Origin of the sequence: Marinobacter sp. LV10MA510-1 (assembly GCF_002563885.1) — a bacterium.
Lineage (GTDB): Bacteria > Pseudomonadota > Gammaproteobacteria > Pseudomonadales > Oleiphilaceae > Marinobacter.
This window is the reverse complement of record NZ_PDJA01000001.1, coordinates 2,410,773-2,435,239: the sequence shown is the minus strand read 5'-3', so window position 1 is coordinate 2,435,239 and position 24,467 is coordinate 2,410,773. Positions and strand designations below refer to the sequence as shown.

At 55.1% G+C, this 24,467-nt stretch carries 26 protein-coding genes; 21 read left to right on the top strand and 5 right to left on the bottom strand.

The annotated features are described in order from the left end of the window. Positions 1-6 precede the first annotated feature (6 nt). The 15 genes from rplE (at position 7) to rplQ (ending at position 7,870) form a co-directional block, all read left to right on the top strand. Positions 7-546 carry a 50S ribosomal protein L5 gene (gene rplE, locus ATI45_RS11625; protein WP_014869928.1) on the top strand — a complete coding sequence of 180 codons (540 nt, stop codon included), beginning with the start codon at positions 7-9 and terminating at the stop codon, positions 544-546. Positions 547-558: 12 nt separating this feature from the next. Beyond that, complete coding sequence (gene rpsN / locus ATI45_RS11620; protein ID WP_098419644.1) at positions 559-864, top strand: 30S ribosomal protein S14; 306 nt, start codon at positions 559-561, stop codon at positions 862-864. 88 nt (positions 865-952) lie between these two features. Continuing rightward, positions 953-1,345 carry a 30S ribosomal protein S8 gene (gene rpsH / locus ATI45_RS11615; protein WP_098419643.1) on the top strand — a complete coding sequence of 131 codons (393 nt, stop codon included), beginning with the start codon at positions 953-955 and terminating at the stop codon, positions 1,343-1,345. A 9-nt stretch (positions 1,346-1,354) separates the two neighbouring features. Beyond that, the gene (gene rplF, locus ATI45_RS11610; protein WP_098419642.1) at positions 1,355-1,888 is read left to right on the top strand and encodes a 50S ribosomal protein L6; all 534 of its coding nucleotides are present in this window, start codon (positions 1,355-1,357) and stop codon (positions 1,886-1,888) included. Between the two features lie 9 nt (positions 1,889-1,897). Further along, a complete protein-coding gene (gene rplR / locus ATI45_RS11605; protein WP_007350486.1) occupies positions 1,898-2,245 on the top strand; it encodes a 50S ribosomal protein L18 in 348 nt (115 codons plus the stop codon). Between the two features lie 12 nt (positions 2,246-2,257). Further along, entirely contained in the window at positions 2,258-2,758 is a 501-nt protein-coding gene (gene rpsE, locus ATI45_RS11600; RefSeq protein WP_098419641.1) for a 30S ribosomal protein S5, read from the top strand. A gap of 4 nt (positions 2,759-2,762) precedes the next feature. After that, on the top strand, positions 2,763-2,951 hold the full coding sequence (gene rpmD, locus ATI45_RS11595; protein ID WP_007350484.1) for a 50S ribosomal protein L30: 189 nt from the start codon (positions 2,763-2,765) through the stop codon (positions 2,949-2,951). Position 2,952: 1 nt separating this feature from the next. Further along, entirely contained in the window at positions 2,953-3,387 is a 435-nt protein-coding gene (gene rplO, locus ATI45_RS11590) for a 50S ribosomal protein L15 (RefSeq protein ID WP_098419640.1), read from the top strand. Positions 3,388-3,404: 17 nt separating this feature from the next. Further along, complete coding sequence (gene secY, locus ATI45_RS11585; protein WP_098419639.1) at positions 3,405-4,727, top strand: preprotein translocase subunit SecY; 1,323 nt, start codon at positions 3,405-3,407, stop codon at positions 4,725-4,727. A gap of 30 nt (positions 4,728-4,757) precedes the next feature. Further along, positions 4,758-4,871: a 50S ribosomal protein L36 gene (gene rpmJ / locus ATI45_RS11580; protein WP_007350481.1), complete on the top strand. Its 114-nt coding sequence runs from the start codon at positions 4,758-4,760 to the stop codon at positions 4,869-4,871. A gap of 139 nt (positions 4,872-5,010) precedes the next feature. Next, the gene (rpsM, locus tag ATI45_RS11575) at positions 5,011-5,367 is read left to right on the top strand and encodes a 30S ribosomal protein S13 (protein ID WP_098419638.1); all 357 of its coding nucleotides are present in this window, start codon (positions 5,011-5,013) and stop codon (positions 5,365-5,367) included. A gap of 13 nt (positions 5,368-5,380) precedes the next feature. After that, the gene (rpsK, locus tag ATI45_RS11570; RefSeq protein WP_098419637.1) at positions 5,381-5,770 is read left to right on the top strand and encodes a 30S ribosomal protein S11; all 390 of its coding nucleotides are present in this window, start codon (positions 5,381-5,383) and stop codon (positions 5,768-5,770) included. A gap of 17 nt (positions 5,771-5,787) precedes the next feature. After that, positions 5,788-6,408: a 30S ribosomal protein S4 gene (gene rpsD / locus ATI45_RS11565; protein WP_098419636.1), complete on the top strand. Its 621-nt coding sequence runs from the start codon at positions 5,788-5,790 to the stop codon at positions 6,406-6,408. A 35-nt stretch (positions 6,409-6,443) separates the two neighbouring features. Continuing rightward, positions 6,444-7,448, top strand: coding sequence for a DNA-directed RNA polymerase subunit alpha (locus tag ATI45_RS11560; protein WP_098419635.1), 1,005 nt, complete (start codon positions 6,444-6,446; stop codon positions 7,446-7,448). Between the two features lie 32 nt (positions 7,449-7,480). Continuing rightward, positions 7,481-7,870, top strand: a complete 390-nt coding sequence (rplQ, locus tag ATI45_RS11555) for a 50S ribosomal protein L17 (protein WP_098419634.1) — start codon at positions 7,481-7,483, stop codon at positions 7,868-7,870. 129 nt (positions 7,871-7,999) lie between these two features. Here rplQ and uvrA read toward each other — a convergent pair whose 3' ends face one another. Further along, a complete protein-coding gene (uvrA, locus tag ATI45_RS11550; protein ID WP_098421731.1) occupies positions 8,000-10,843 on the bottom strand; it encodes an excinuclease ABC subunit UvrA in 2,844 nt (947 codons plus the stop codon). 154 nt (positions 10,844-10,997) lie between these two features. Here uvrA and ATI45_RS11545 point away from each other — a divergent pair, with 154 nt between their 5' ends. From ATI45_RS11545 to ATI45_RS11535, 3 genes are all read left to right on the top strand, one after another. Continuing rightward, a complete protein-coding gene (locus ATI45_RS11545; RefSeq protein ID WP_098419633.1) occupies positions 10,998-12,368 on the top strand; it encodes an MFS transporter in 1,371 nt (456 codons plus the stop codon). A gap of 58 nt (positions 12,369-12,426) precedes the next feature. Beyond that, positions 12,427-13,011, top strand: a complete 585-nt coding sequence (gene ssb, locus ATI45_RS11540; protein WP_098421730.1) for a single-stranded DNA-binding protein — start codon at positions 12,427-12,429, stop codon at positions 13,009-13,011. Between the two features lie 168 nt (positions 13,012-13,179). Continuing rightward, entirely contained in the window at positions 13,180-15,357 is a 2,178-nt protein-coding gene (locus ATI45_RS11535; protein WP_098419632.1) for a DUF3141 domain-containing protein, read from the top strand. A gap of 104 nt (positions 15,358-15,461) precedes the next feature. On the opposite strand, the gene glnG is transcribed toward ATI45_RS11535, so the two are convergent. The 4 genes from glnG to glnA all read right to left on the bottom strand — a co-directional run bounded on the left by glnG (position 15,462) and on the right by glnA (position 20,321). After that, positions 15,462-16,907 carry a nitrogen regulation protein NR(I) gene (gene glnG / locus ATI45_RS11530; protein WP_098419631.1) on the bottom strand — a complete coding sequence of 482 codons (1,446 nt, stop codon included), beginning with the start codon at positions 16,905-16,907 and terminating at the stop codon, positions 15,462-15,464. Beyond that, positions 16,904-18,055, bottom strand: a complete 1,152-nt coding sequence (glnL, locus tag ATI45_RS11525; RefSeq protein WP_098419630.1) for a nitrogen regulation protein NR(II) — start codon at positions 18,053-18,055, stop codon at positions 16,904-16,906. Before glnL ends, glnG begins: the two co-directional genes overlap by 4 nt. A gap of 118 nt (positions 18,056-18,173) precedes the next feature. Beyond that, on the bottom strand, positions 18,174-18,695 hold the full coding sequence (locus ATI45_RS11520; protein ID WP_098419629.1) for a DUF4124 domain-containing protein: 522 nt from the start codon (positions 18,693-18,695) through the stop codon (positions 18,174-18,176). A 222-nt stretch (positions 18,696-18,917) separates the two neighbouring features. After that, on the bottom strand, positions 18,918-20,321 hold the full coding sequence (glnA, locus tag ATI45_RS11515) for a glutamate--ammonia ligase (RefSeq protein WP_098419628.1): 1,404 nt from the start codon (positions 20,319-20,321) through the stop codon (positions 18,918-18,920). Between the two features lie 533 nt (positions 20,322-20,854). On the opposite strand from glnA, the gene typA reads away from it, so the two are divergent. From typA to dtd, 3 genes are all read left to right on the top strand, one after another. Next, positions 20,855-22,666 carry a translational GTPase TypA gene (typA, locus tag ATI45_RS11510; protein ID WP_098419627.1) on the top strand — a complete coding sequence of 604 codons (1,812 nt, stop codon included), beginning with the start codon at positions 20,855-20,857 and terminating at the stop codon, positions 22,664-22,666. A 136-nt stretch (positions 22,667-22,802) separates the two neighbouring features. Beyond that, positions 22,803-23,762: a prolyl aminopeptidase gene (pip, locus tag ATI45_RS11505; RefSeq protein WP_098419626.1), complete on the top strand. Its 960-nt coding sequence runs from the start codon at positions 22,803-22,805 to the stop codon at positions 23,760-23,762. A gap of 128 nt (positions 23,763-23,890) precedes the next feature. Further along, complete coding sequence (dtd, locus tag ATI45_RS11500) at positions 23,891-24,343, top strand: D-aminoacyl-tRNA deacylase (RefSeq protein ID WP_098419625.1); 453 nt, start codon at positions 23,891-23,893, stop codon at positions 24,341-24,343. Positions 24,344-24,467: the final 124 nt, after the last annotated feature.

Genomic DNA, 24,467 nt, shown 5'->3' with positions numbered 1-24,467 from the left:
GTTACGATGCTGAACATGAAAGAGCAGTACAGTAAGGAAGTGATACCCGCCCTGCAGCAGGAGTTCGGCTACAAGAACATCATGCAGGTTCCGCGTATCGAGAAAATCACCCTGAACATGGGTGTTGGTGAAGCTATCGGTGACAAAAAACTGATTGATAACGCAGTCGCTGATCTTGAGCGCCTGGCGGGTCAGAAAGTGGTTGTGACCAAAGCGCGTAAATCGGTTGCGGGTTTTAAAGTCCGCGAAGGTTGGCCAATTGGTTGCAAGGTTACTCTGCGTGGCGAGCGTATGTGGGAATTCTTTGATCGTCTGGTGCACATTGCGGTTCCCCGCATTCGTGACTTCCGCGGTCTGAACCCTAAGTCGTTCGACGGCCGTGGTAACTACAGCATGGGTGTGCGTGAGCAGATCATCTTCCCTGAGATTGAATACGACAGGGTTGATAAGATTCGTGGTCTGGATATTACCATTACCACCTCTGCCGGTACCGACGATGAAGGTCGTGAACTGTTGAAAGCGTTTGGCTTTCCGTTCAAGAAATAAGGAACGAGAGTAATGGCAAAGGTTTCCATGAAAAACCGTGAGCTCAAGCGCGAGCTATGCGTTGCGAAATATGCGGCCAAGCGAGCTGAGATCAAGGCAATTATCAAGAACCCCAATACCAGCGATGATGACCGCTGGAATGCACAGATGAGGCTGCAACAGCTTCCTCGCGATGCATCTCCTTCGCGTCTTCGTAATCGTTGCCAGATAACGGGTCGCCCACACGGCGTCTTGCGCAAGTTCGAACTTTCACGGATTAAACTCCGTGAGTACGGCATGCGCGGAGACGTTCCGGGTCTGACCAAAGCAAGCTGGTAAGATAGGCTCCCTGACCTCGGTCAGGAGCCTGTTGGTAAGCGGTGCGGCGCGCCGCTGCACAACTAAAAAGATCAGGAGCCTCATACCAATGAGCATGCAAGACACGCTTGCGGATATGTTCACACGTATTCGTAATGCCCAGATGGCATCGAAAGCAGACGTTAAGATGCCATCCTCGAAGATGAAAATCTCCGTGGCTCAAGTCCTGAAGGACGAAGGTTACGTTGAAGATTTTATTGTTTCGGCTGACACCAAGCCTGAGCTGACGATTACCCTGAAGTACTTTGGTGGCAAGCCGGTTATTGAAGCTATCGACCGTGTTAGCCGTCCGAGTCTGCGCCAATATAAAGGCGCTGCGAAGCTACCGAAAGTATCCGGTGGTCTGGGAGTCGCGATTGTCTCTACGTCTCAGGGCGTAATGACAGACCGCGCCGCACGTGCTGCCGGCGTGGGTGGCGAAGTCATCTGCACCGTATTCTAGGAGAATCACATGTCCAGGGTTGCCAATAATCCTGTCGTGCTGCCTTCCGGTGTTGAAGTGAAGCTGAACGGTCAGGAAATTAACGTAAAGGGCTCCAAAGGAGCGCTTCAGTTCTCAATCCACCAAGCGGTTGAAGTAAAGCAGGAAGAAAATCTCCTACGCTTTGTAGCCCGTGATGGTGCCAAACAGTCCCGCGCTCTTGCTGGTACAACCCGCGCTCTGATCAACAATATGGTGACCGGTGTTACCACAGGCTTCGAGCGTAAGCTCCAGCTGATCGGTGTAGGTTACCGGGCTCAGGCGCAAGGTACGAAGCTCAATCTGACGCTGGGTTTTTCTCACCCCGTTGCGTACGAGCTGCCCGAGGGGATTACCGTTGAAACTCCGTCAAACACGGAAGTGATTATTCGCGGTATCGACAAGCAACAGGTTGGCCACGTCGCCGCTGAAATCCGCGCCTTCCGTCCGCCCGAGCCTTACAAAGGCAAAGGCGTACGTTATGCGGATGAGCAGGTAAGACGCAAAGAAGCCAAGAAGAAATAGGGCGGGACTATGAGCGCGAATAACGAAAGATTGCGTCGCGCACGTAAAGTGCGCATGAAAATTCGTGAGCTGGGTACAAACCGTCTGTGCGTTCACCGCACACCGCGTCATATGTATGCCCAGGTTACGACAGCAGATGGCAGCCAAGTGCTGGCCACTGCCTCCACGTTGGATAAGGAACTGCGCCAGGGTGCGACCGGTAACGTGGATGCCGCCAAAAAGGTTGGTCAGCTAATTGCTGAGCGTGCCAAGGCGGCGGGTGTTGAGCAGGTTGCTTTTGACCGCTCCGGTTACCGTTATCACGGCCGTGTACAGGCTCTGGCCGACGCAGCCCGCGAAGCTGGCTTGCAATTCTAAGAGGTGGAGAAGATGAGCGTTAACGAACAGAAGGCGCCTGAGCTCCAGGAAAAGCTGGTTCAGGTAAACCGCGTTGCCAAGGTAGTGAAAGGCGGGCGTGTTTTTGCTTTTACCGCATTGACTGTAGTGGGTGATGGTAAAGGACGTGTTGGTTTTGGCCGTGGTAAGGCGCGTGAAGTGCCGGTTGCTATACAGAAAGCTATGGAAGCTGCGCGCAGAAACATGGTAGATGTACCGCTGGACGGTACTACCCTGCAGTACCCGGTTCGGGCACAGCACGGTGGTTCACGGGTGTTCATGATGCCTGCGTCTGAGGGTACCGGCATTATTGCTGGTGGCGCCATGCGCGCTGTGTTGGAAGTGGCTGGTGTCCATAACGTACTGTCGAAGTGCTATGGCTCTACCAACCCGGTGAACGTGGTACGTTCTACCATCAAGGGTCTTCAGGCAATGAAAGCGCCAGAAGATATTGCAGCCAAGCGCGGTAAATCCGTCGAAGACATTCTGGGTTGAAGTCATGGCGAACGCAAAAACGATCACAGTTACACTGATCCGCAGCCCAATCGGCTGCCAGCCCAAGCACAAGCTTTGTGTAAAGGGCCTGGGTCTTCGTAAAATTGGCCAATCCGTGGTTTTGGAAGATACTCCTTCCATTCGCGGCATGGCTAACCGGGTAGATTACCTGGTTCGGGTTGAGGAGAACTAAGATGCGTCTGAACGAACTAGCTCCAGAACCCGGTTCACGCCCCAACGCAAGGCGCGTTGGTCGTGGTATCGGTTGTGGTTTCGGCAAAACTTGTGGCCGCGGTCACAAGGGTCTGAAAGCCCGTTCCGGCGGCAGCGTTGCCCCCGGTTTCGAGGGCGGTCAGCAGCCGTTGGCACGTCGTTTGCCGAAGTTCGGCTTCACGTCTCGTCAGCAGCGTTACGTTGCTGAAATTCGCCTGAACGAATTGGCGAAGGTAGAAGGCGATGTGGTCGACCTCGACGCTCTGAAAAAAGCAGACATCATTCGCGACGAAATTCGCGATGCAAAGGTCATGTTGTCCGGTGAAATTGACCGCGCAGTGACCGTGCAGGGTTTGCGGGTGACCAAAGGCGCACGCGAGGCGATTATCGCCGCGGGCGGCAAAGTAGAAGACTAACGCGAGTCGAGGACTAAATGGCCAAGACAGCATCATTGCCTGCGGGCGCGGGTAAAGGACTAGCAGAGCTGCGTTCGCGGCTCTGGTTTGTCTTCCTGGCATTGTTGGTGTACCGAATCGGTGCTCACATTCCGGTGCCTGGTATAAACCCCGACCGCTTGGCGGCACTGTTTGAGCAGAATCAGGGCACAATCCTGAGCATGTTCAACATGTTTTCCGGTGGTGCACTTGAGCGCATGAGCATCTTCGCGCTGGGTATCATGCCGTATATTTCGGCCTCTATTATCATGCAGCTCATGACGGCGGTCAGTCCGACGCTGGAGCAGCTGAAAAAAGAAGGCGAGGCGGGTCGTCGTAAGATCAGCCAATATACGCGGTACGGTACCGTAATCCTGGCCCTGCTTCAGGGTACTGGTATTTCTGTCGGTTTGGCGTCTCAGGGCGTTACCTTCAATGACACTCTCAGCTTCCACTTTGTGGCGGTTGTATCGTTTGTGAGTGGCGCAGTCTTCATGATGTGGCTGGGCGAGCAGATCACTGAGCGAGGTGTTGGTAACGGCATTTCGCTGCTGATCTTCGCCGGTATTGTTGCCGGGTTACCCGGCGCAATCGGCCAGACCCTGGAGCAGGCCCGTAACGGTGAAATGAGCTTGTTGTTGGTACTTGGTATCGGTGTGCTGGCAATTGCCGTCATCGGTTTTGTGGTGTTCATGGAGCGCGGTCAGCGCAAATTGACCATTAACTACGCCAAGCGACAGCAGGGTGGGCGGGTATTTGCCCAGCAGTCCAGCCATTTGCCCTTGAAAGTGAACATGGCCGGTGTTATTCCGCCCATCTTTGCATCGTCCATTCTGTTATTTCCAGCATCGCTGGGGCAGTGGTTTGGTCAGGGTGAAGGCATGGAGTGGTTGAGCGATATTTCCCAGGCACTTGCGCCCAGTCAGCCCTTGTATATTATTCTGTTCGCGGCAGCAGTGGTATTTTTCTGCTTCTTCTATACGGCTCTGATGTACAATCCACGGGAAGTCGCGGATAACCTCAAGCGCTCAGGCGCTTTTATTCCGGGCATTCGTCCGGGTGAGCAAACAGCCAAGTATATTGATGGCGTTCTTACCCGTTTGACATTGTTCGGAGCAATGTACATTGCAGCAGTTTCCCTGTTCCCTCAATTCCTGATGGTGGCCGGGAATGTACCCTTCTATTTAGGTGGTACGTCTCTGCTGATTGTTGTAGTCGTCGTGATGGATTTTATGGCTCAGGTTCAGTCGCACCTGATGTCTCATCAGTATGAATCGCTGATGAAGAAGTCCAATCTCAAGGGCTATGGTCGGAACGGGTAAATCCGTTCCCCTTGAAAACTGGAGTCGACAATGAAAGTACGCGCTTCGGTAAAGAAAATTTGCCGTAACTGCAAAGTAATTCGTCGCAATGGCGCCGTAAGGGTCATTTGCTCGGAGCCTCGCCACAAGCAACGTCAGGGCTGATTTCTTCGGGAATAACCCTTGCTTGTAAAAGGTGTACGATGATAGCGCTTGACTCGATACCGGGTCAGGCGTTATTATTTCGCGCCCTTTTAGTGGCGGACAATTCACACAGCATAGCTTTGAACGCGGAGTAATTTAGATGGCACGTATAGCCGGTGTCAATATACCCGATCACAAACATGTTGTTGTATCGCTCACCTATATTTTTGGTGTAGGCAAAACAACAGCTCAAAAGCTTTGCGATGCAACCGGCGTTAAGCCGGACGTCAAAGTCAAAGACTTGACTGACGAACAGCTGGAGGCACTTCGTACTGATGTGCCCAAAGGCACCGTCGAAGGCGATCTGCGTCGTGAAGTACAGATGAACATCAAGCGTTTGAAGGATCTTGGATGCCATCGTGGTCTGCGCCACCGTCACGGACTTCCAGTCCGCGGCCAGCGCACAAAGACTAACGCTCGCACCCGTAAAGGTCCGCGCAAACCTATTCGTAAGTAACAGGTAGGCAAACATGGCAAAGCCAGGTACACGTACCCGTAAAAAGGTGAAAAAAACGGTTGTTGATGGCGTCGCGCACATTCACGCGTCCTTCAACAACACTATCGTGACCATTTCGGACCGCCAGGGCAACGTATTGTCCTGGGCCACTGCGGGTGGTTCCGGTTTCCGCGGTTCACGTAAGAGTACACCTTTTGCTGCGCAGGTAGCAGCTGAAAGAGCCGGTAATTCGGCTGCTGAATACGGCCTTAAAAACCTGGATGTTGAAGTCAAGGGCCCCGGCCCTGGTCGTGAATCTGCAGTTCGTGCGCTTAACTCGTGCGGCTATAAGATCAACAACATCACAGATGTGACGCCGATTCCCCATAACGGATGTCGTCCGCCTAAAAAGCGCCGCGTCTAACACAGGAGACAGTAATTATGGCTCGTTACATAGGCCCGAAGTGCAAACTGTCTCGTCGTGAAGGGACAGATCTTTTTCTGAAAAGCGGTGTTCGCGCTCTCGACACTAAGTGCAACCTTGAAACCCCCCCGGGTATGCACGGTGCGCGTCGCGGTCGTCTGTCGGAATACGGCGTCCAGCTGCGGGAAAAACAGAAAGTTCGTCGTATTTACGGCGTACTGGAAAAGCAATTCCGCAACTATTATAAAGAAGCGGCTCGCCTGAAGGGCGCAACGGGTGAAAACCTGCTGCAACTTCTGGAAGCGCGTCTTGATAACGTTGCTTACCGCATGGGTTTTGGTTCAACCCGCGCGGAGTGCCGCCAGCTCGTTTCTCACAAGGCAATTCTGGTCAACGACAAGGTTGTGAACATTCCTTCCTACCAGGTCAAGCCGGGTGACGTTCTGAGCGTGCGTGAAAAAGCCAAAAACCAGTTGCGCGTTAAAGGCGCTCTGGACTTGGCCTCCGGTCGCGCAGCGGTGAGCTGGGTAGATGTCGACGCCACTAAGATGTCCGGCGTTTACAGTTCAGTGCCAACACGGACTGAATTGCCGGCCGACATCAACGAGAACCTCATCGTCGAGCTTTACTCTAAGTAAAGCCCAGTTAGCAACGATAGCAGATAGGGGCGTCTATGCAGCGTTCAGTACATGAGTTATTGACACCTCGTACCATTGACGTGAAGGAATTCGGTTCCACGCGTGCCAAGGTTACCTTGGAGCCTCTTGAAAGAGGTTTCGGGCACACTCTGGGCAGTGCGTTACGCCGTATTCTTTTGTCTTCAATGCCGGGCTGCGCTGTAACTGAAGCGCAGATTGACGGTGTGTTGCACGAGTACAGTGCCATCGAAGGTGTCCAGGAAGACGTCATAGAGATTCTTTTGAATCTTAAGGGTGTTGCTGTAAAAATGCACGGCCGTGACGATGCAGAGCTTACGCTCAGCAAGAAGGGTCCGGGTGTTGTTACAGCCGGAGATATCAAGTTGGATCATGATGTTGAGATCGCCAATCCGGAACATGTTATCTGTCACCTGAGTGAAAACGGTGAAGTTAACATGCGTCTGAGCATTGCCCGCGGTCGTGGCTATGAGCCTGCTGATCAGCGCGGTCTGGATGAGGACGAAACTCGTGCCATCGGGCGCCTGCAGCTGGATGCTACGTTCAGCCCGGTTCGTCGCGTTGCTTATTCTGTGGAAAGTGCACGGGTAGAGCAGCGTACCGACCTCGACAAGTTGGTTATTGACCTGGAGACTAACGGTACGATTGATCCGGAAGAAGCAATTCGCCGGGCCGCTACCATTCTCCAGCAGCAATTGGCCGTGTTTGTCGATTTTGATCATGAAAAAGAACCAGAGCGTGTTGAAGAAGAGGAAGAAATTGATCCGATTCTGTTGCGTCCGGTCGATGATCTTGAGCTGACCGTACGTTCCGCCAACTGCTTGAAGGCCGAGAACATTTACTACATCGGCGATTTGATACAGCGCACAGAAGTTGAGCTGTTGAAGACGCCTAACCTGGGTAAAAAGTCGCTGACAGAGATCAAGGACGTATTAGCGTCCCGTGGTTTGTCTCTGGGAATGCGTCTTGATAACTGGCCGCCGGCAAGCCTTCGTGGTGATGACCGGGTTCTGGGCGGTTAATCGCCGATTAGTTAAGCTAAGGAATCAGAGCAATGCGTCATCGTAAGAGTGGTCGTAAGTTCAACAGGACCAGTGCGCATCGCAAGTCCATGTTTCGTAACATGTCTGCGTCACTGGTTGAGCATGAGTTGATCAAAACAACGTTGCCGAAGGCTAAAGAGCTTCGTCGTGTAGCGGAACCTTTGATTACTCTGGCTAAAATCGATTCGGTCGCGAATCGTCGTCTGGCGTTTGCACGTCTTCGTGACGATGCAGCGGTTGCCAAGCTGTTTACTCAGCTGGGTCCCCGTTTCAACGAGCGTCCGGGTGGATATCTTCGTATTCTGAAGTGCGGTTTCCGCGCAGGCGACAATGCCCCTATGGCATATGTCGAGCTGATCGGTCGTCCGTTGGATATCGAAGCGGAAGAAGTTGACGAGTAACTTGGCGTAAAGCCTTGTTAGTTGTTTGAAGAAACCGGGTGCCTAAGGGCAGCCGGTTTTTTTTCGTCTGCGGGAAAGCTTGAAGTAACAGGGACAGATTTTAAATCTGTCCCTATCTGCTTCTGCTATCTAAGATCTTTGGGCCTTTTTTTGCTTTTCCAACAGCGGCTTCAGGTAACGCCCGGTGTGGCTGGCTTTGTTTTCTGCTACCTGTTCTGGTGTTCCCTCCGCGACGATCAGGCCTCCGCCGGAACCGCCTTCGGGGCCCAGGTCCACAATCCAGTCGGCAGTCTTAATCACGTCCAGGTTGTGCTCTATGACCACGATGGTGTTGCCGTGATCACGGAGGCGTTGCAATACGGTCAACAACTGCTGGATATCGTAGAAGTGAAGTCCGGTGGTGGGTTCATCCAGAATATACAGCGTTTGGCCGGTATCTCTTTTAGAAAGCTCTTTGGCAAGTTTCACTCGTTGGGCTTCACCGCCGGACAGCGTCACAGCACTTTGGCCGAGGCGGATGTACGACAAGCCCACGTCCACCAGGGTCTGCAGTTTTCTGGCCAGAAAGGGAACGGCGTCGAAGAACGCCCGGCCTTCTTCTACGGTCATAGACAGAACTTCATGGATGTTCTTGCCCTTATAGCGCACTTCCAGAGTTTCGCGGTTGTAGCGCTTGCTTTTGCAGACGTCGCAGGGCACATAGATGTCCGGCAGGAAGTGCATTTCTACTTTGATGACGCCGTCGCCCTGACAGGCTTCGCAGCGGCCGCCTTTAACGTTGAAGGAGAAACGGCCGGGCTTGTAACCTCTTGAGCGTGCTTCCTGGGTGCCGGAAAACAGTTCGCGGATGGGGGTGAACAGCCCGGTGTAGGTGGCCGGGTTGGATCTTGGTGTGCGGCCAATGGGGCTTTGGTCGATGTCGATGACTTTGTCCAGCAGGTCTATCCCTTCAATGCCGGTGTAGGGGCCATGGCTTAGGGTCGTGGCTTTATTCAATGCGGTGGCCGCTATGGGGTAGAGGGTGCCGTTGATCAAAGTAGATTTGCCAGAGCCGGACACGCCGGTAATGCAGGTCATCACGCCCAGGGGTATAGCCAGGTCAACGTTCGTCAGGTTGTTGCCGCTGGCGCCGGTCAGTTTCAGAAATTGGCCGGACCCGGGATTGCGTTTTTCGGGTATGGCGATGCACTTGGTGCCGTTAAGGTACTGGCCCGTTAGTGAATTGGGGTTTGCGAGTATGTCTGCCGGTTTGCCTTGGGCTATTATTTGGCCGCCATGTACGCCGGCGCCCGGGCCTATGTCGATAACGTGGTCTGCCGCCAGTATGGCCTCTTCGTCGTGCTCTACCACAATTACTGTGTTGCCCAGGTCACGCAGGTGGTAAAGGGTTTCTAGCAGGCGGTCGTTGTCGCGCTGGTGCAGGCCGATGGACGGTTCGTCCAGTATGTACATAACGCCCACCAGGCCGGCGCCAATCTGGCTCGCCAGGCGTATGCGCTGGGCCTCGCCGCCGGAGAGTGTGTCGGCGCTGCGTTCAAGGGACAGGTACTCCAAGCCAACGTTTACCAGGAATTGCAGGCGTTGGCGGACTTCTTTTAGAATTTTTTCGGCAATTTCGCCTCTGGCGCCCGGTAGAGTCAGTTGGCTAAAGTAGCGGTGCGCCTCGCCAACCGGCAGGTGGGCAATGGCTGGCAGATTTCGATCATCAATAAACACGTTGCGCGCTGAACGGCGCAAACGTGCGCCGCCGCAGTCCCTACAGGGCTGGGTGCTCAGGTTGCGGGCCAGTTCTTCCCGTACACTTTGGGAATCGGTTTCACGGTAACGCCGTTCCAGGTTGGGTAATATGCCCTCGAACGAATGCAGCCGTTCCATGATGTGGCCGCGGCTGTTTACGTAGCGGAAACTAATGTCCTCGCTGCCCGAGCCATTCAGCATCACCTGTTGCACCGATTCGGGCAGGTCGCACCAGGGCGTGTCCAGATCAATATTGTAGTGTTCGGCCACGCTGCTAAGAAGCTGAAAGTAATACACCGCCCGGCGGTCCCAGCCCTTGATGGCGCCGGAGGCAAGATTGGCCTCCGGGTGCTGAATAATCTTGTCGGAGTCGAAGAACTGCTTCACGCCAAGCCCGTCGCAGGTAGGGCAGGCGCCAGCCGGGTTGTTGAACGAGAACAATCGGGGCTCGAGCTCGCTGATGGCATAACCGCACTGGTTACAGGCATAGCGAGCCGACAGCGTGGTGTCTTCGCCGCTGCCATCCATAGCGGCCACTAACGCGATGCCGTCGGCCAAAGCCAGAGCGGTTTCAAAACTTTCGGCCAGGCGTTGTTCCAGGCCGGGTTTTACCTTGAAACGGTCAACCACAACATCAATATGGTGTTTACGCTTTTTGTCCAGAGCCGGAACGTCATCAATGTCGTAAACCGTGCCGTCTATCCGAAGGCGTATAAAACCCTGGCTGCGCATGGTTTCAACCACTTGCAGATGCTCGCCCTTGCGGTCACGAATCACCGGGGCCAGAATCATCAGCCGCGAGTCTTCCTCCATCGCTAAAACCTGATCCACCATTTGGCTTACGGTTTGCGCTTCCAGCGGCTGGCCGTGTTCGGGGCAGCGGGGTTCGCCGGCGCGGGCAAACAGCAGGCGCAGGTAATCGTATATCTCGGTAATTGTACCGACGGTAGAGCGTGGGTTGTGGGATGTGGACTTTTGCTCGATGGAAATGGCCGGCGACAAGCCTTCAATGTGGTCAACGTCAGGCTTTTCCATCATCGACAAAAACTGGCGGGCATAGGTCGACAGCGATTCCACATAGCGCCGCTGGCCCTCGGCGTAAAGAGTGTCAAACGCCAGTGATGACTTGCCAGAGCCTGACAAACCGGTAATCACAATCAGTTTGTCCCGGGGTATGTCCAGGTCGATGTTCTTCAAATTGTGGGTGCGGGCACCCTTGATCTGGATCTGGTCCATATTACCTCGCAAGGAAAAAGTGATGAGTATACCGCGTTCTGGTGCCGGCTTGTGAACGCCGCCGCTGTGCAACTCCTCTTCGCGCCGGCTGTGGCGGTTCTGTTACACTACGGCGCTTGATTTTAGTCTCTGCTAACGTCTGAGGAACTGTTCCATGAACGCCCTTGAAAAACGCTCGGTTTCTGCTTTGGCGTCGGTGTACGCCATTCGTATGCTCGGGCTGTTCATGGTTATGCCGGTGTTTGTGCTGCTTGGCGGAGAGCTTGAAGGCGCAACACCCGCGCTGCTGGGCTTTGCCATTGGCGCCTATGGGCTAAGCCAGGCACTGCTGCAAATTCCGTTCGGCTTGCTGTCAGACCGGGTTGGGCGCAAGCGCATGATTTATCTTGGCCTGATTCTCTTTGCGGCGGGCAGTCTGCTCGCCGGCTCAGCAGACTCCATATACGTTGTGATTCTGGGTCGGATTCTTCAGGGCGCCGGCGCCATTGCAAGCGTATTGATGGCGTTGCTCAGCGACCTGACCCGCGAAGAAGAACGCACCAAGGCCATGGCCACGGTAGGCATCTCCATCGGTATATCGTTTTCGGTGTCTTTGGTGCTTGGGCCGCTCTTGGGCGAGCGGTGGGGTCTGTCTGGCATTTTTTACCTGACCGCCGCGCTGGCATTGATTGCGCTTTTGGTTGTGTGGCGCCTGGTGCCTACACCCCACCAACGAAAAGTCAGTGCAGAGCAGCAACCGGCCCGGGCTATGGTGGGCCGAGTGTTGAAAGACCAACGCCTGTTGCGACTGGATTTTGGTATTTTCTCCCTGCACCTGGTGCTTACCGCGCTGTTTCTGGTTTTCCCCTCTTTGCTGCAAGATCGCCTGGGCCTGCCCAGCGGCTCACACTGGTGGTTTTACCTGAGCGTGATGCTGACGTCGTTTGTTGCTATGGTGCCGTTCATTATTCTCGGCGAGAAAAAGCGCAAAATGAAGCCGGTGCTGTGCGGCGCTGTGGCCTTGCTGGCGCTGTCTTGCGCGGCCCTGTCGGGAGTGGGCGAAAGCCTGCTGGCCGCCTGGTTTATGCTGTTTTTCTTTTTTATGGCGTTCAATTTACTGGAAGCCAGTTTGCCGTCGCTGCTCAGTAAAGAGGCGCCAGCGGCCAGCAAGGGTACGGCGATGGGGGTGTATTCTACCTCTCAGTTTATGGGCGCCTTTCTGGGCGGCGCCTTGGGCGGTTACCTGCTGCAACACATTGGTGTAACCGGCGTGCTGGGGTTGATGGTGGCTGTACTGGTGGTGTGGCTGCTGGTGGCGCTGACCATGCCGGCCCCAGGGTATACCAGTGGTTTTGTGGTAAAGTTAGAACCAGATGCAGCGTTCAGCTACAGCGATGTAGACAGTTTTCTGCGCGCCCTGCCGGGCGTAAAAGATGTGGTTATAATGGAAGAAGCAGCGACTGCCTATCTGAAGATAGACCGGCAGTTTTTTGATGAGGCCTTGCTTGCCGATACCGGATTTTTGCAGCAAACTGACAGGCCGTGAAATTCTGGTGGCGCGCAAGGAGCGCGAGCCGCCGCGACACTTTATTCAGGAGCAGAACATGGCACGAGGCATCAACAAAGTCATTTTAATCGGTAACCTGGGGCAAGACCCAGACACCCGTTATACCCCCAACGGCAACGCCGTGGTTAATCTGAGTATAGCCACCGACGAAAGCTATAAAGACCGCCAAACCGGGCAAATGGTGCCAAAAACCGAATGGCACAAAATTGTCATGTTCGGCAAAGTGGCAGAAGTAGCGGGCCAGTACCTGCGCAAAGGTTCGAAGATTTATATTGAAGGCAAACTGCAAACCCGCAAATGGCAGAACAAGGACGGCCAAGACGTTTACACCACCGAAGTGGTTGTGGATATTAGCGGCCAGATGCAGATGCTGGACAGCCGCAATAGTGACGGCGGCGGCATGAGCCAGGGCCAGCAAGGCCAGGGCCAGCCGCAAAATCGCCCGCAGCAGGCGCCTGCGCGTCCACAGAATGCCAATCAGCCTCCGCAAGACGACGGCGGTTATAATCAGGGCCACCAGAACGACCATTACAATCAGCAACCGGCCAACGCTCCGTCATCGCCGCAGAAAAACACCATGCCGGATCCGGTGGACGATTTTGATGATGATATTCCGTTTTAGCCGATAGGTGATGAATAGTGTAACGTTTTGGCGTTACGTTCAGTTCTAAGACCCCGCTTTTGCGGGGTTTTTTTGCAGACCATGACGGGCTGCCCGCGCTATAAAAAAGAATCAGCGTTACCTACTGAGACTTTTAGTATCCCGTATAGCGGATTTAGGAGCGAATAAATGAGTGCAAATCCTCAACCCGCAGGCATTCCTAGCGGGCATGCCATTGCTGAATACGCAATCGATGCGCTTCAGCGCGGGGTTCTGTTCTGTGACGTGTTGCGCCAACGCAGTCAAGAGTATTACCAGCACAAAGCGATGATCATGCCCCACGTGTTGGGCTTCGATCTTGAGATGATTCTGGATGCGCGAAACTTCCAGCGCCCCGTCAATTTCTGGCTTGCCCGCATCGCTCCTCCCGCCGGTGTAGTTATCGACGCGCTTAAACGGCCGTTCGTGGTGTTCGATCCCCGGGCAGGCCAAGGGCCCGGAATCGGCGGCTTTAAGGCCGACAGCGAGCTGGGCGTAGCCATGAAGGCCGGGCATACCTGCTATTTCGTGGGCTTCACGCCAGACCCTATGCCGCACCAGACCATCGACGACGTTATGCATGCCCATGGGCATTTTCTCGAGGCGGTTATTGCTTGCCATACCGAAGCCGAAGGCATGCCTTGCGTTATCGGTAACTGCCAGGCGGGCTGGGCGGTGATGATGCTGGCGGCCGTGCGGCCGGAGTTGTTTGGGCCGATTATTATCGCCGGAACGCCGCTGTCGTTCTGGGCAGGCTTGAAAGGGCAGAACCCGTCCCGTTACTCCGGCGGAATGGTGGGCGGCAGTTGGCTGACGGCACTAACCAGTGACATTGGTGGCGGGACATTCGACGGCGGCCACCTGGTCAGCGGTTTCGATAATCTTGACCCTGCCAACAGCCTTTGGAGCAAGTACTACCACCTCTGGGCCAATATCGATACCGAGGCGCCAAGATTTCTCGAGTTCGAAAAATGGTGGGGCGGCCATGCGGATTTATCCGCCGAGGAAATGCAATGGATTGTCGACGAGCTGTTTATCGGTAACCGGATGGCAACCGCAGAACTGGTCAGTGGTGATGGCACCAGGATTGATCTGCGCCACATCCGCTCGCCAATTCTGTGCTTTTGCTCCGAGGGCGACAACATCACTCCGCCGCCCCAGGCGCTGGGCTGGATTTGCGATTTATACAGCTCGGACGAAGACATTTTCGCCGCCGACCAGACCATCGTCTACGCGATTCACGAAAGCGTTGGCCATCTTGGCATCTTTGTTTCCGGTAGCGTGGCCCGCAAGCAGCATCAGGAGTTTTCCTCGAATATCGACCTTATCGATGTTCTGCCCCCGGGGCTTTATCAGGCGGTTATGACGCCAAAAACCGACAGCACGGTTAATCCGCAATGGGTTGAGGGTGATTGGCTGGTGCGCTTTGAGCCGCGTTCGTTGGCAGACGTGGCAGCGATTGTTCAGCCAAACCTGGACGACGAGCGGCGCTTCGCAACGGTCAAGCGGATTTCGGATATCAACCTTGGTCTTTACCGCACTCTTCTGCAGCCCTTGGTACAGGCCCAGGCCAAAGTAATTGCTGCTGTGAGCGCCCAGGCCAATGCGGATGTGACGGAGTGGCTGCATAGATTAACGCCAGCCGAGCTGCCCTACCATCTGTTTTCTGAACGTAATCCGCTAATGGCACCGCTTGCCAGCCTGGCTGAGCGGGTGAAAAAAGCGCGTAAGCCAGTCTCTGGCGATAACTGGCTGGTCAAACAGCAGGAAGGTTACTCCTGTTCCATGGTGGCTGCTCTGGATGACTGGCGCGACTTTCGGGATGGCGCCATCGAGCGCTGTTTTATGACGTTCTACGGCTCCCCTGTTGTTCAGGCGATGGCTGGCCTGAAAACGACAGGCGGGCCGCCTCGGCCGCACCCTGGCAAGACACCGGAAAGTATCGCCCGCGTTGAACGGTGCATGGCCGAAAACCACGGGTGCATTGGCGACGGTGGCGTGCACGAAGCCGTGGTGCGCGGTCTTGTGTATATCGCAATGGGCGGAGGTGGAGTTGATGAGCGGGCATTTAACGCCCTGCGTGAGATTCATGCTGAATACAGCACGCTTTCGCTCAGCTCGTTTAAAAAAACCGTGCGCGAGCAGTTTTTTGTCCTGCGACTTGACCAAAAGGCCGCGCTCGACACCATCCCGGTAATGCTGTCTGTTGAAACTCAGTCCAAAGACAGGGCGCTGAGTGTGATTCACCGGGCGGTATCCGCTGCCGGCAAGCTGACTGCCGAGCAGAGCAGGCGGCTGGCGGTGATTGAAGGACTGTTTGCAGAGTAAGACGGGGACGGATTTCGAATCCGTCCCCAGGAACAAAAGTAAGGCGGGGACGGATTTCAAATCCGTCCCCAGAGACACGTCCCCAGGAACAGACGGGGACAGATTTAAAATCTGTCCCCAAGACCAGCGTCCGGTGAGTCCGCCGAATTCAGCTCCAGCTCATTGATTTTGCGGGTTAGAGTGTTGCGGCCCCAGCCCAGTAACAAGGAGGCGTCGCGGCGGCGGCCCGCGGTGTGGTGCAGGGCTGCGTTGATCATGATTTTTTCAAATTCTGGCAGCGCGCCGGTCAGCAGATCACTGCGACCGCGCTTGAACTCCTGTTCTGCCCAAAGGCTGAGGGCCTCCTGCCAGGTTTTCCCGGTGGCGCTGCTGGCCGCTTGTTGGCGCAGCTCTGGCGGCAGATCGTCGACGTGAACCTCACGGCCGCTGGCCATCACCGTTAACCAGCGACAGGTGTTCTCCAGCTGGCGCACATTGCCGGGCCAGGGCAGGGTAGACAAGTAAGCCTCGGCGTCCGGGCGCAGCAGCTTGGCGTCTACATTCAGCTCTTTTGCCGCACGTTTGAGAAAATAGCTTAGCAGTTGCGGTATGTCTTCCCGGCGCTCGGTCAGCCGCGGCAAGTGTATGCGTATCACGTTCAGGCGGTGGAACAGGTCTTCGCGAAAGCTGCCGGCCTGCACCAGGGTTTCCAGGTTTTGATGAGTGGCGGCAATAATGCGCACATCCACCTTGACCGATGTGGTACCACCCACCCGGTAGAACTCACCGTCGGCCAATACTCGCAGCAGGCGGGTCTGGCTGTCTGCGGGCATGTCACCAATTTCGTCCAGAAACAGGGTACCACCGTCGGCTTGCTCGAAGCGGCCCTGGCGCGTATTGGCAGCGCCGGTGAACGCGCCTTTTTCGTGGCCAAACAGTTCGGACTCCACCAGGTCTTTTGGAATCGCGGCCATATTCAGCGCAATAAACGACTGCCCGGTGCGCGGGCTGTGGTTGTGCAGGGCTTGCGCCACCAACTCTTTGCCGGTGCCGCTTTCGCCGTTAATCAGTACGGTAATATTTGAGTGCGATAGCCGGCCTATGGCGCGAAACACCTCTTGCATGGCCGGTGCTTCGCCAATAATTTCGGCGCTGCCTGCTGTTTTTTCATGAACGCTGTCGGTTTTTGCCCGCCTTTCGCGGCTGTGGCCTGCGGCGCGCTGAACCAGGGCCACGGCGTCGTCCAGGTCAAACGGTTTTGGCAGGTAATCAAACGCGCCTGTCTGGTAGCTGCTCACGGCGCTTTCCAGGTCAGAATGGGCGGTCATGATAATCACCGGCAGGCCGGGGTGGCTCTCGGTAATGCGCGCCAACAGGCTCAGGCCGTCTATGCCCGGCATGCGAATGTCGCTTATGATAACGTCGGGCTGCTCGTGCTCGAGCTGGCGCATGATGTTGTCACCGTTGTCGAAGCTGCGGGTGCGCAGTCCGGCCTGGGTCAGCGCCCGGTCCAGTACCCAGCGGATGCTGCGATCGTCATCAATAATCCAGGCCACTGTCGACGTACTCATGTGCACTCCTCAAGGGGCAGGTAAATAACAAAGTTGGTGTGTCCGGGCTCGCTGTTGCATTCCACCAGCCCATGGTGGCGGCCAATAATGCTCTGGGTAATGGCCAGTCCCAGGCCATTACCGCTGGCGCGCCCGCTGATCATCGGGTAAAAAATATTCTGTTGCAGCTGTGGGCTGATGCCCGGGCCATTGTCGATAACGTCTACCCGGCACACCAAACGGTGGCGCACCGGGCCTATGGTGAACTGGCGCAGGGCACGGGTGCGGAAGGTTATGGTGGCCGGCTCGCTGGTTTTGCCGGTTTTGCTTGAAGAGTTGCCATGGTTGTGAGGGCCACCATGACTATCAGCGTTGCCAGGGCCGTCAGGGCTTTCCAGGCAAGCTTCCATCGCGTTGCGGGCAATATTCAAAAACGCCTGAATCAGCTGTTCGCGGTCAGCGCAGAACTCCGGCAGGCTGGGGTCGTAATCCCGCTTGAACGTCAGTTTGCCATGGCTTTCGGCCTCTAGCAGCGCGCGCACCCGTTCCAGAACCTCGTGGACGTTGGTGCGAATGAGTCTGGGTGCTTTGTTGGGCCCCAGCATACGGTCTACCAGGCTACGCAGCCGATCGGCTTCGTCGATGATCACTTGGGTGTATTCGCGCAGTTCGGCGCTTTGCAACTCGCGGTCCAGCAGTTGCGCCGCGCCGCGTATACCGCCCAGGGGGTTTTTGATTTCGTGCGCCATACCGCGCACCAGCACCCGATTGGTTTCCTGCTGCGACAATATGTCTTCTTCACGGTTAATGCGCAGCAGCTGGTCGCGGCGCCATATTTCCAGCAGCAAGTCACCTTCCGAGCTGATCGGCGTTACCGTGTAATCCACAATCATGCGCGCACCGTTCACCAGCATGTACTCCACCTCATGCTGGCTGAAAGACCGTCCGTGGTCGGCTGCGGCTTTCAGTCGGCGTTCGGTGTCGCCGGCAACCAGCACCATAGCGCTGAAAGCCATGCCATGGCTGCGGGTTGCGCTCACCGCCAGCAGATTTTCAGCGGCCGGGTTCATATAGCGAATAAGCAGATTGCGGTCCATCACCAGCAGCGCGGTGCTAAGGCTGTCAACAATCTGTGGGTAACCGGTCACCGGGTTTGAAGCGTTAGCCATAACAAGCGGGTTCGCTGTAATTGAGTGGGTCTGGTTTTGGCAGACGGCCTGGGTCTAAAAAAAGCAAGAACCGGGCCAGGCTAAGAGTCATTAGCACTACTCACACCCGGGCGAACGCTCAGTTTAGGCGGGAAGGGCGGTGAATGGTGAAGGTAATGCCGGTGCCTGAACCAACCTGAACACCACTACGGTTCACGATGTTGACTCCGGCCTGATGGGTACCGCGGTCCATGTTCTGCACCAAAATAGTGCCTGACGTGCTTTGGCCAACGGGCTGGCCGTCCAGGGTGACTTCGTACTTATGCCCATCGCGCAGTTGCGGGCTGCTGATCACGTTGAATTCTACGTCGCCATTGCCGCTGTTAAACGCCTCGTTATTTCGCGGGTAAGCGATCTTTACCAGTTCATAAAGGGGGCTTGGCGGCTGTTTCTGCTGTGGTTGTTCAAATTGTTCCAGGTCCTGCATTTTCGGCAGCGTAATGGTGGTTACCGGCCTTACCTGTATGGCTTCGGCACCCGAAGAGGGCTCGTCAGAAAAGGTCACATTGCCTTGGGCGTCTACTTGGCGATACACCTCGGCCTGCGCCGCTCCGTTGATCAGTAACAGGGTTGCAGCAGCAATCACAATAGCCGGTTTCATCACGCTTTCCTCGGGGCTGTGTATGAGCTTGATTATCAGCGCCCGGGCGCTTTAATTCAACGCTGCTCGGTGACGATGCAGACACAAAAAAATCGCAGGCACAAAAAAACCGGAGGAGCTGATGGGCAGCCGCTCCGGTTTTTTTGTGGTGTTGCCAAGGGGGCTTTTGCGGGGACAGATTTGAAATCTGTCCCCGGTTTGTCCCCGATCTGCCCCTGGTCCTTAGCAGGAGTAGTAAAGTTCGAATTCAACCGGGTGAGTGGTCATGTTCATACGCTCTACGTCAGCACGCTTGAGGTCAATGTAAGCGCGAATCATGTCTTCGGTGAACACGCCACCACGGGTCAAAAACTCGTGATCGGCTTCCAGGCACTGCAGCGCTTCCTGCAGGGTCTCGGCCACTTTTGGGATGTTCAGCGCTTCTTCTTTTGGCAGATCGTAAAGATCTTTATCCATGGCGTCGCCGGGGTGAATCTTGTTCTGGATGCCGTCCAGGCCAGCCATCATCAGCACTGAAAATGCCAGGTAAGGGTTAGCCGCCGGGTCCGGGAAACGCACTTCAACGCGGCGCGCCTTCGGGCTGTTCACGTAGGGAATCCGAATAGAAGCCGAGCGGTTGCGAGCAGAATAGGCCAGCATCACCGGGGCTTCATAGTGCGGCACCAAACGCTTATAGCTGTTGGTGGCAGGGTTGGTGAACGCATTAATCGCTTTGGCGTGCTTGATAATGCCGCCAACGTAATGCAATGCCATTTCACTCAGGCCCGCGTAGCTGTCGCCGGCAAACAGGTTCTTGCCATCTTTGCTCAACGACATGTGTACGTGCATGCCTGAACCGTTATCACCCACAACGGGCTTGGGCATAAAGGTCGCGGTTTTGCCGTAGGCATGGGCCACGTTGTGCACGCAGTATTTCAGAATCTGCACTTCATCGGCTTTTCGGGTCAAGGTAGCCGCGCCAACGCCAATTTCACACTGGCCAGCGGTGCCCACTTCGTGGTGGTGCACTTCAATTTCCAGGCCCATAGACGCCATAGCGCCGCACATGGCGCCGCGCAAATCGTGCAGGCTGTCTACCGGAGGCACCGGGAAGTAACCGCCTTTTACCCGCGGGCGATGGCCAGTGTTATTGCCATCAAAATCGTTGCCGGACGACCAGGCAGCCTCTTCGGAATGAATCTCGTACATGGAACCCTGCATGTCGGTCTTCCATTTCACCGAATCGAACACAAAGAACTCGGGCTCTGGGCCAAACAAAGCGCTGTCGGCAATGCCGGTAGACTTCAGATATTCCTCGGTGCGGCGTGCGACTGAACGAGGGTCGCGCTCGTAGCCTTGCATGGTGGTGGGTTCCACAATGTCGCAGCTGATGTTGACGGTGGATTCTTCGGTGAACGGGTCAACCACGGCGCTGCTGTCATCCGGCATCAGAATCATGTCGGATTCGTTAATACCTTTCCAGCCAGCAATCGAAGAGCCGTCGAACATTTTGCCGTCGATGAAAAAGTCTTCAGAGGCTTCGGTGGCCGGCATGGTTACGTGGTGTTCTTTGCCATGGGTATCGGTAAAGCGCAAGTCGATCCACTTCGCCTCGTGCTGGGTGATCAAATCAATGGTTTTGGACATCTGCATGCTCCGATGGGGGTGTGAAAGCCAATCTGTTTCAGGATTTTTTTTCAGGATTTGCGAAGCTTAGCAAATGCCTGTGTGAGTTACCTGCCTTTTAGGTCGCCGCTATTTGCCTTGTTACTGGCTCTGTTTCGGCCTTTGCACAATGCCAAGCAAACAGCTTGCCAGTTTCCATGTGGCCAAGCCTATAGGCCTGAACCCTACAGAATGACGGGTTAGCGCGCAGGGTGTAATCGCTACCCAGTGCTGTAAGTGGGCGCCCTTGCATCATATTGGTGCGGCTTTCAGTTTTTCGCCCGATACTGGTGCGCACATTGTTCACGAAATAAACATTCACGCGCATATTATCGAAACCGACTTTTCGCTATAATGCGCGGCCCTCATTGTTCTGGCGATTACCTTGTGCCGGAGCCTGGCCACGCCCAGTGCCAGCGAATGGGTTCATTTTATAGATTTGAGACGGTCCAGGTAAGGCCCAGCCTTCTTAGCGCCCTCTCAGGTCATTGTAAGCACGCCGCAGGACTAAAGTTGTGATTGATAAACTTCGTAATATCGCCATTATTGCCCACGTTGACCATGGTAAAACCACGCTGGTCGACAAACTGCTGCGCCTTTCTGGCACATTGGACCGTAAAGAGCTCGAAAGCGAGCGCGTTATGGATTCCAACGATCAGGAAAAAGAACGTGGCATCACCATTCTGGCCAAAAACACCGCGCTAAAATGGAACGGATACGACATCAACATCGTAGACACCCCGGGACACGCCGATTTTGGCGGCGAAGTGGAACGTGTAATGAGCATGGTGGATTGTGTGCTGCTGGTGGTTGATTCCATCGACGGCCCCATGCCACAAACTCGCTTTGTAACCCAAAAAGCCTTTGCTGCGGGTTTGCGTCCGATCGTCATTGTTAACAAAATTGACCGCCCGGGCGCCCGCCCGGATTGGGTTGTAGAGCAGGTATTTGATCTGTTTGACAGCTTGGGCGCTACCGATGAGCAGCTGGACTTCCCGATTGTTTACGCCAGTGCGCTTAACGGTATTTCCGGTTTGGAGCATGAAAACCTGGTCGACAACATGGACCCGGTATTCCAGGCCATCGTTGACCACGTGCCGGCACCGAATGTTGACCGGGAAGGTGCTTTCCAGATGCAGATATCGCAACTGGACTACAGCAGCTTTCTGGGCGTTATCGGTATCGGTCGCATTGCCCGCGGTAAGATAAAAACCAACACACAGGTGATTGCCATCGGCGCCGACGGCAAAAAGCGCCAGGGCCGTATTTTGAAAATTATGGGCCACTCCGGCCTGCATCGGGTTGAAGTGGACGAAGCCCAGGCTGGCGATATTATTTGTATCAGCGGTTTGGACCAGATTCACATCTCCGACACCCTGTGTGACATCAATAACGTAGAGGCTTTGCCGCCGCTGACGGTTGACGAGCCCACCGTGTCCATGACGTTTCAGGTCAACGATTCGCCCTTCTGCGGTAGAGAAGGCAAGTTTGTGACCAGCCGTAACATCAAAGATCGCCTTGAAAAAGAGCTGCTGTACAACGTAGCCCTGCGGGTTGAAGACGGCGACACCATGGACAAATTCAAAGTCTCTGGCCGTGGCGAGCTGCACCTGTCGGTGTTGATTGAAAACATGCGTCGGGAAAACTTCGAACTGGCCGTAGGCCGCCCGGAAGTGGTCATCAAGGTAGTGGATGGGGTAAAGCAAGAGCCCTATGAAAATGTCATCGTTGACATTGAAGAGCAGCACCAAGGCCCGTTGATGGAGCAGTTTGGATTGCGCAGGGGCGAACTCACCAACATGGTCCCCGATGGTAAAGGCCGTATGCGTCTGGAATACACCATTCCGGCCCGCGGTTTGATTGGTTTTCGGAACTCGTTTCTGACCATGACGTCCGGTACCGGTATTCTGACTTCGACCTTCAGCCATTACGGCCCGATCAAGGCCGGCGAAGTCACCAGTCGCCAGAACGGCGTGTTGGTTTCTATGGCCACAGGGACAGCGCTGACTTACTCGCTGGAAACCCTGCAAAGCCGAGGCAAGCTGTTCCTTGACCCAGGCCAGTCTGTTTACGAAGGTCAGCTGTGTGGCATTCACAGCCGCGACAGCGATCTGGTGATCAACCCAACCAAGGGTAAGAAACTGGATAACATGCGCGCGTCTGGCAAAGACGAAGTGATTCCTTTGGTTCCGCCCATCAAGCACACCCTGGAGCAGGCGCTGGAGTTTATTGGTGACGACGAGCTGGTGGAAGTAACGCCCAAGTCGATCCGTTTGCGTAAAAAGCACCTGACTGAAAACGATCGTAAGCGCGCCGGCAAGAAGTAACGCTGGCAGCGTAGTGAAAAACCGGCCGCTGGTAACAGCGGCCGGTTTTTTTTGGCGTGCCGTTTATCAATCGTGTCCCCGCTGCGCGGTAACTTCGCTACACTATTGCAATCATCCCTATGACTGCGGAGCCGCCATGCGCACCTTGTTCCCCGATATAAAGCCCTACGCCACACACCGGCTGGCGGTTGAAGAGCCCCATCAACTGTACGCTGAAGAAAGCGGTAACCCTGATGGCATACCGGTGCTGTTTTTACACGGCGGCCCCGGTGCAGGCTGCGAGGATTACCACCGGCGTTTTTTTGATGCCGAACGGTTTCGCATTATTCTGATGGACCAGCGCGGCGCAGGGCGTTCAACGCCGCTGGCGGAACTTGCCAACAACAGTACAGATCGTTTGATTGCGGATATAGAAACCCTGCGGGAATTTCTGGGCATTGACCAGTGGCTGCTGTTCGGCGGCAGTTGGGGCTCTACCTTAAGCCTGGTGTACGCGCAGGCCCATCCGCAGCGGGTAACGGGCATGGTCTTGCGGGGCATTTTCCTGTGCCGGCCCGAGGATATTCACTGGTTCTATCAGAACGGCGCCAGCCGGGTGTTCCCTGACTACTGGGAAGATTACCTGGCGCAGATTCCAGAACACGAGCGTGGCGATATGGTGCCGGCCTACTACAAGCGCCTGACCAGTCGCAACGAACTGGAGCAGATTCAGGCGGCAAAAGCCTGGTCTATTTGGGAAGGGCGCTGCGCCACCTTGCACCCCAACCCAGACGTGGTCGAACACTTTGGCCACCCCCACGTGGCAATCGCCCTGGCGCGCATTGAATGCCACTACTTTATGAATCAGTCGTTTCTTGAACCTGACCAAATTGTGCGCGATGCCCACAAACTGGCAAACATTCCTGCGGTAATCGTGCATGGCCGCTACGATATGGTGTGCCCGCTGGACAACGCCCTGGCGCTCAGCCGCGCCTGGCCACAAGCAGATTTGCAGATTATTCGCGATGCAGGCCATAGCGCGTCAGAGCCCGCCATTGTGGACGCCCTGATACGTGCGGTGGAAAACCTGGCTTCAAAAGCTGAGCGGGCGAGTTGACAAAAAAATCGACAGAAAAGAGGACAAAGTCAGATGCTGATTGTAGTGGGGTTGCCATACTGAGCCAGCATGGATAAACTCTTGCCGGTTCGTAATAAACTGTCGACTCCCACCCACGGGGATTTCGAATGAAAGCACTGCTCCAGCGTGTGACACAAGCTAAGGTCACCGTAAACGGCAATACCATCGCGAGTATTGGCCGTGGTGTATTGTTGTTCTTGGGAATCGAGCAGTCCGACACGCCGCAACAGGCACAAGACCTGTGCCGGCGAGCCATCAATTATCGTATTTTCCCCGATCCGCAAGGCCGCATGAATCTGAGTCTGAAAAGTCTCGGCGGCAGCCTGCTGGTTGTTCCCCAATTTACCTTGGCCGCCGACACCAGCACTGGCGCCCGTGCCAGCTTTTCTAAAGCAGCCGCACCAGACACCGCCCGGGATTTGTACGGCCAGTTTGTGGAGGAAGCTTTTGGCGCCCTGGGTAAAGACAAAGTGGAACAGGGTGAATTTGGCGCGGATATGCAGGTGGGGCTCATAAACGATGGCCCTGTCACATTTTTACTGCAGTCGAAGGCTGCATGAATAGCCGAAAAATTGTGAAGATGGATTTTTTGATTATTAAATATGCAAAGAAATCGCTAAAAAAGCCGATAAATGCACATTAAGAATTTGCAAAATTTCTATTGGTGTATTAAAAAGGGCATGT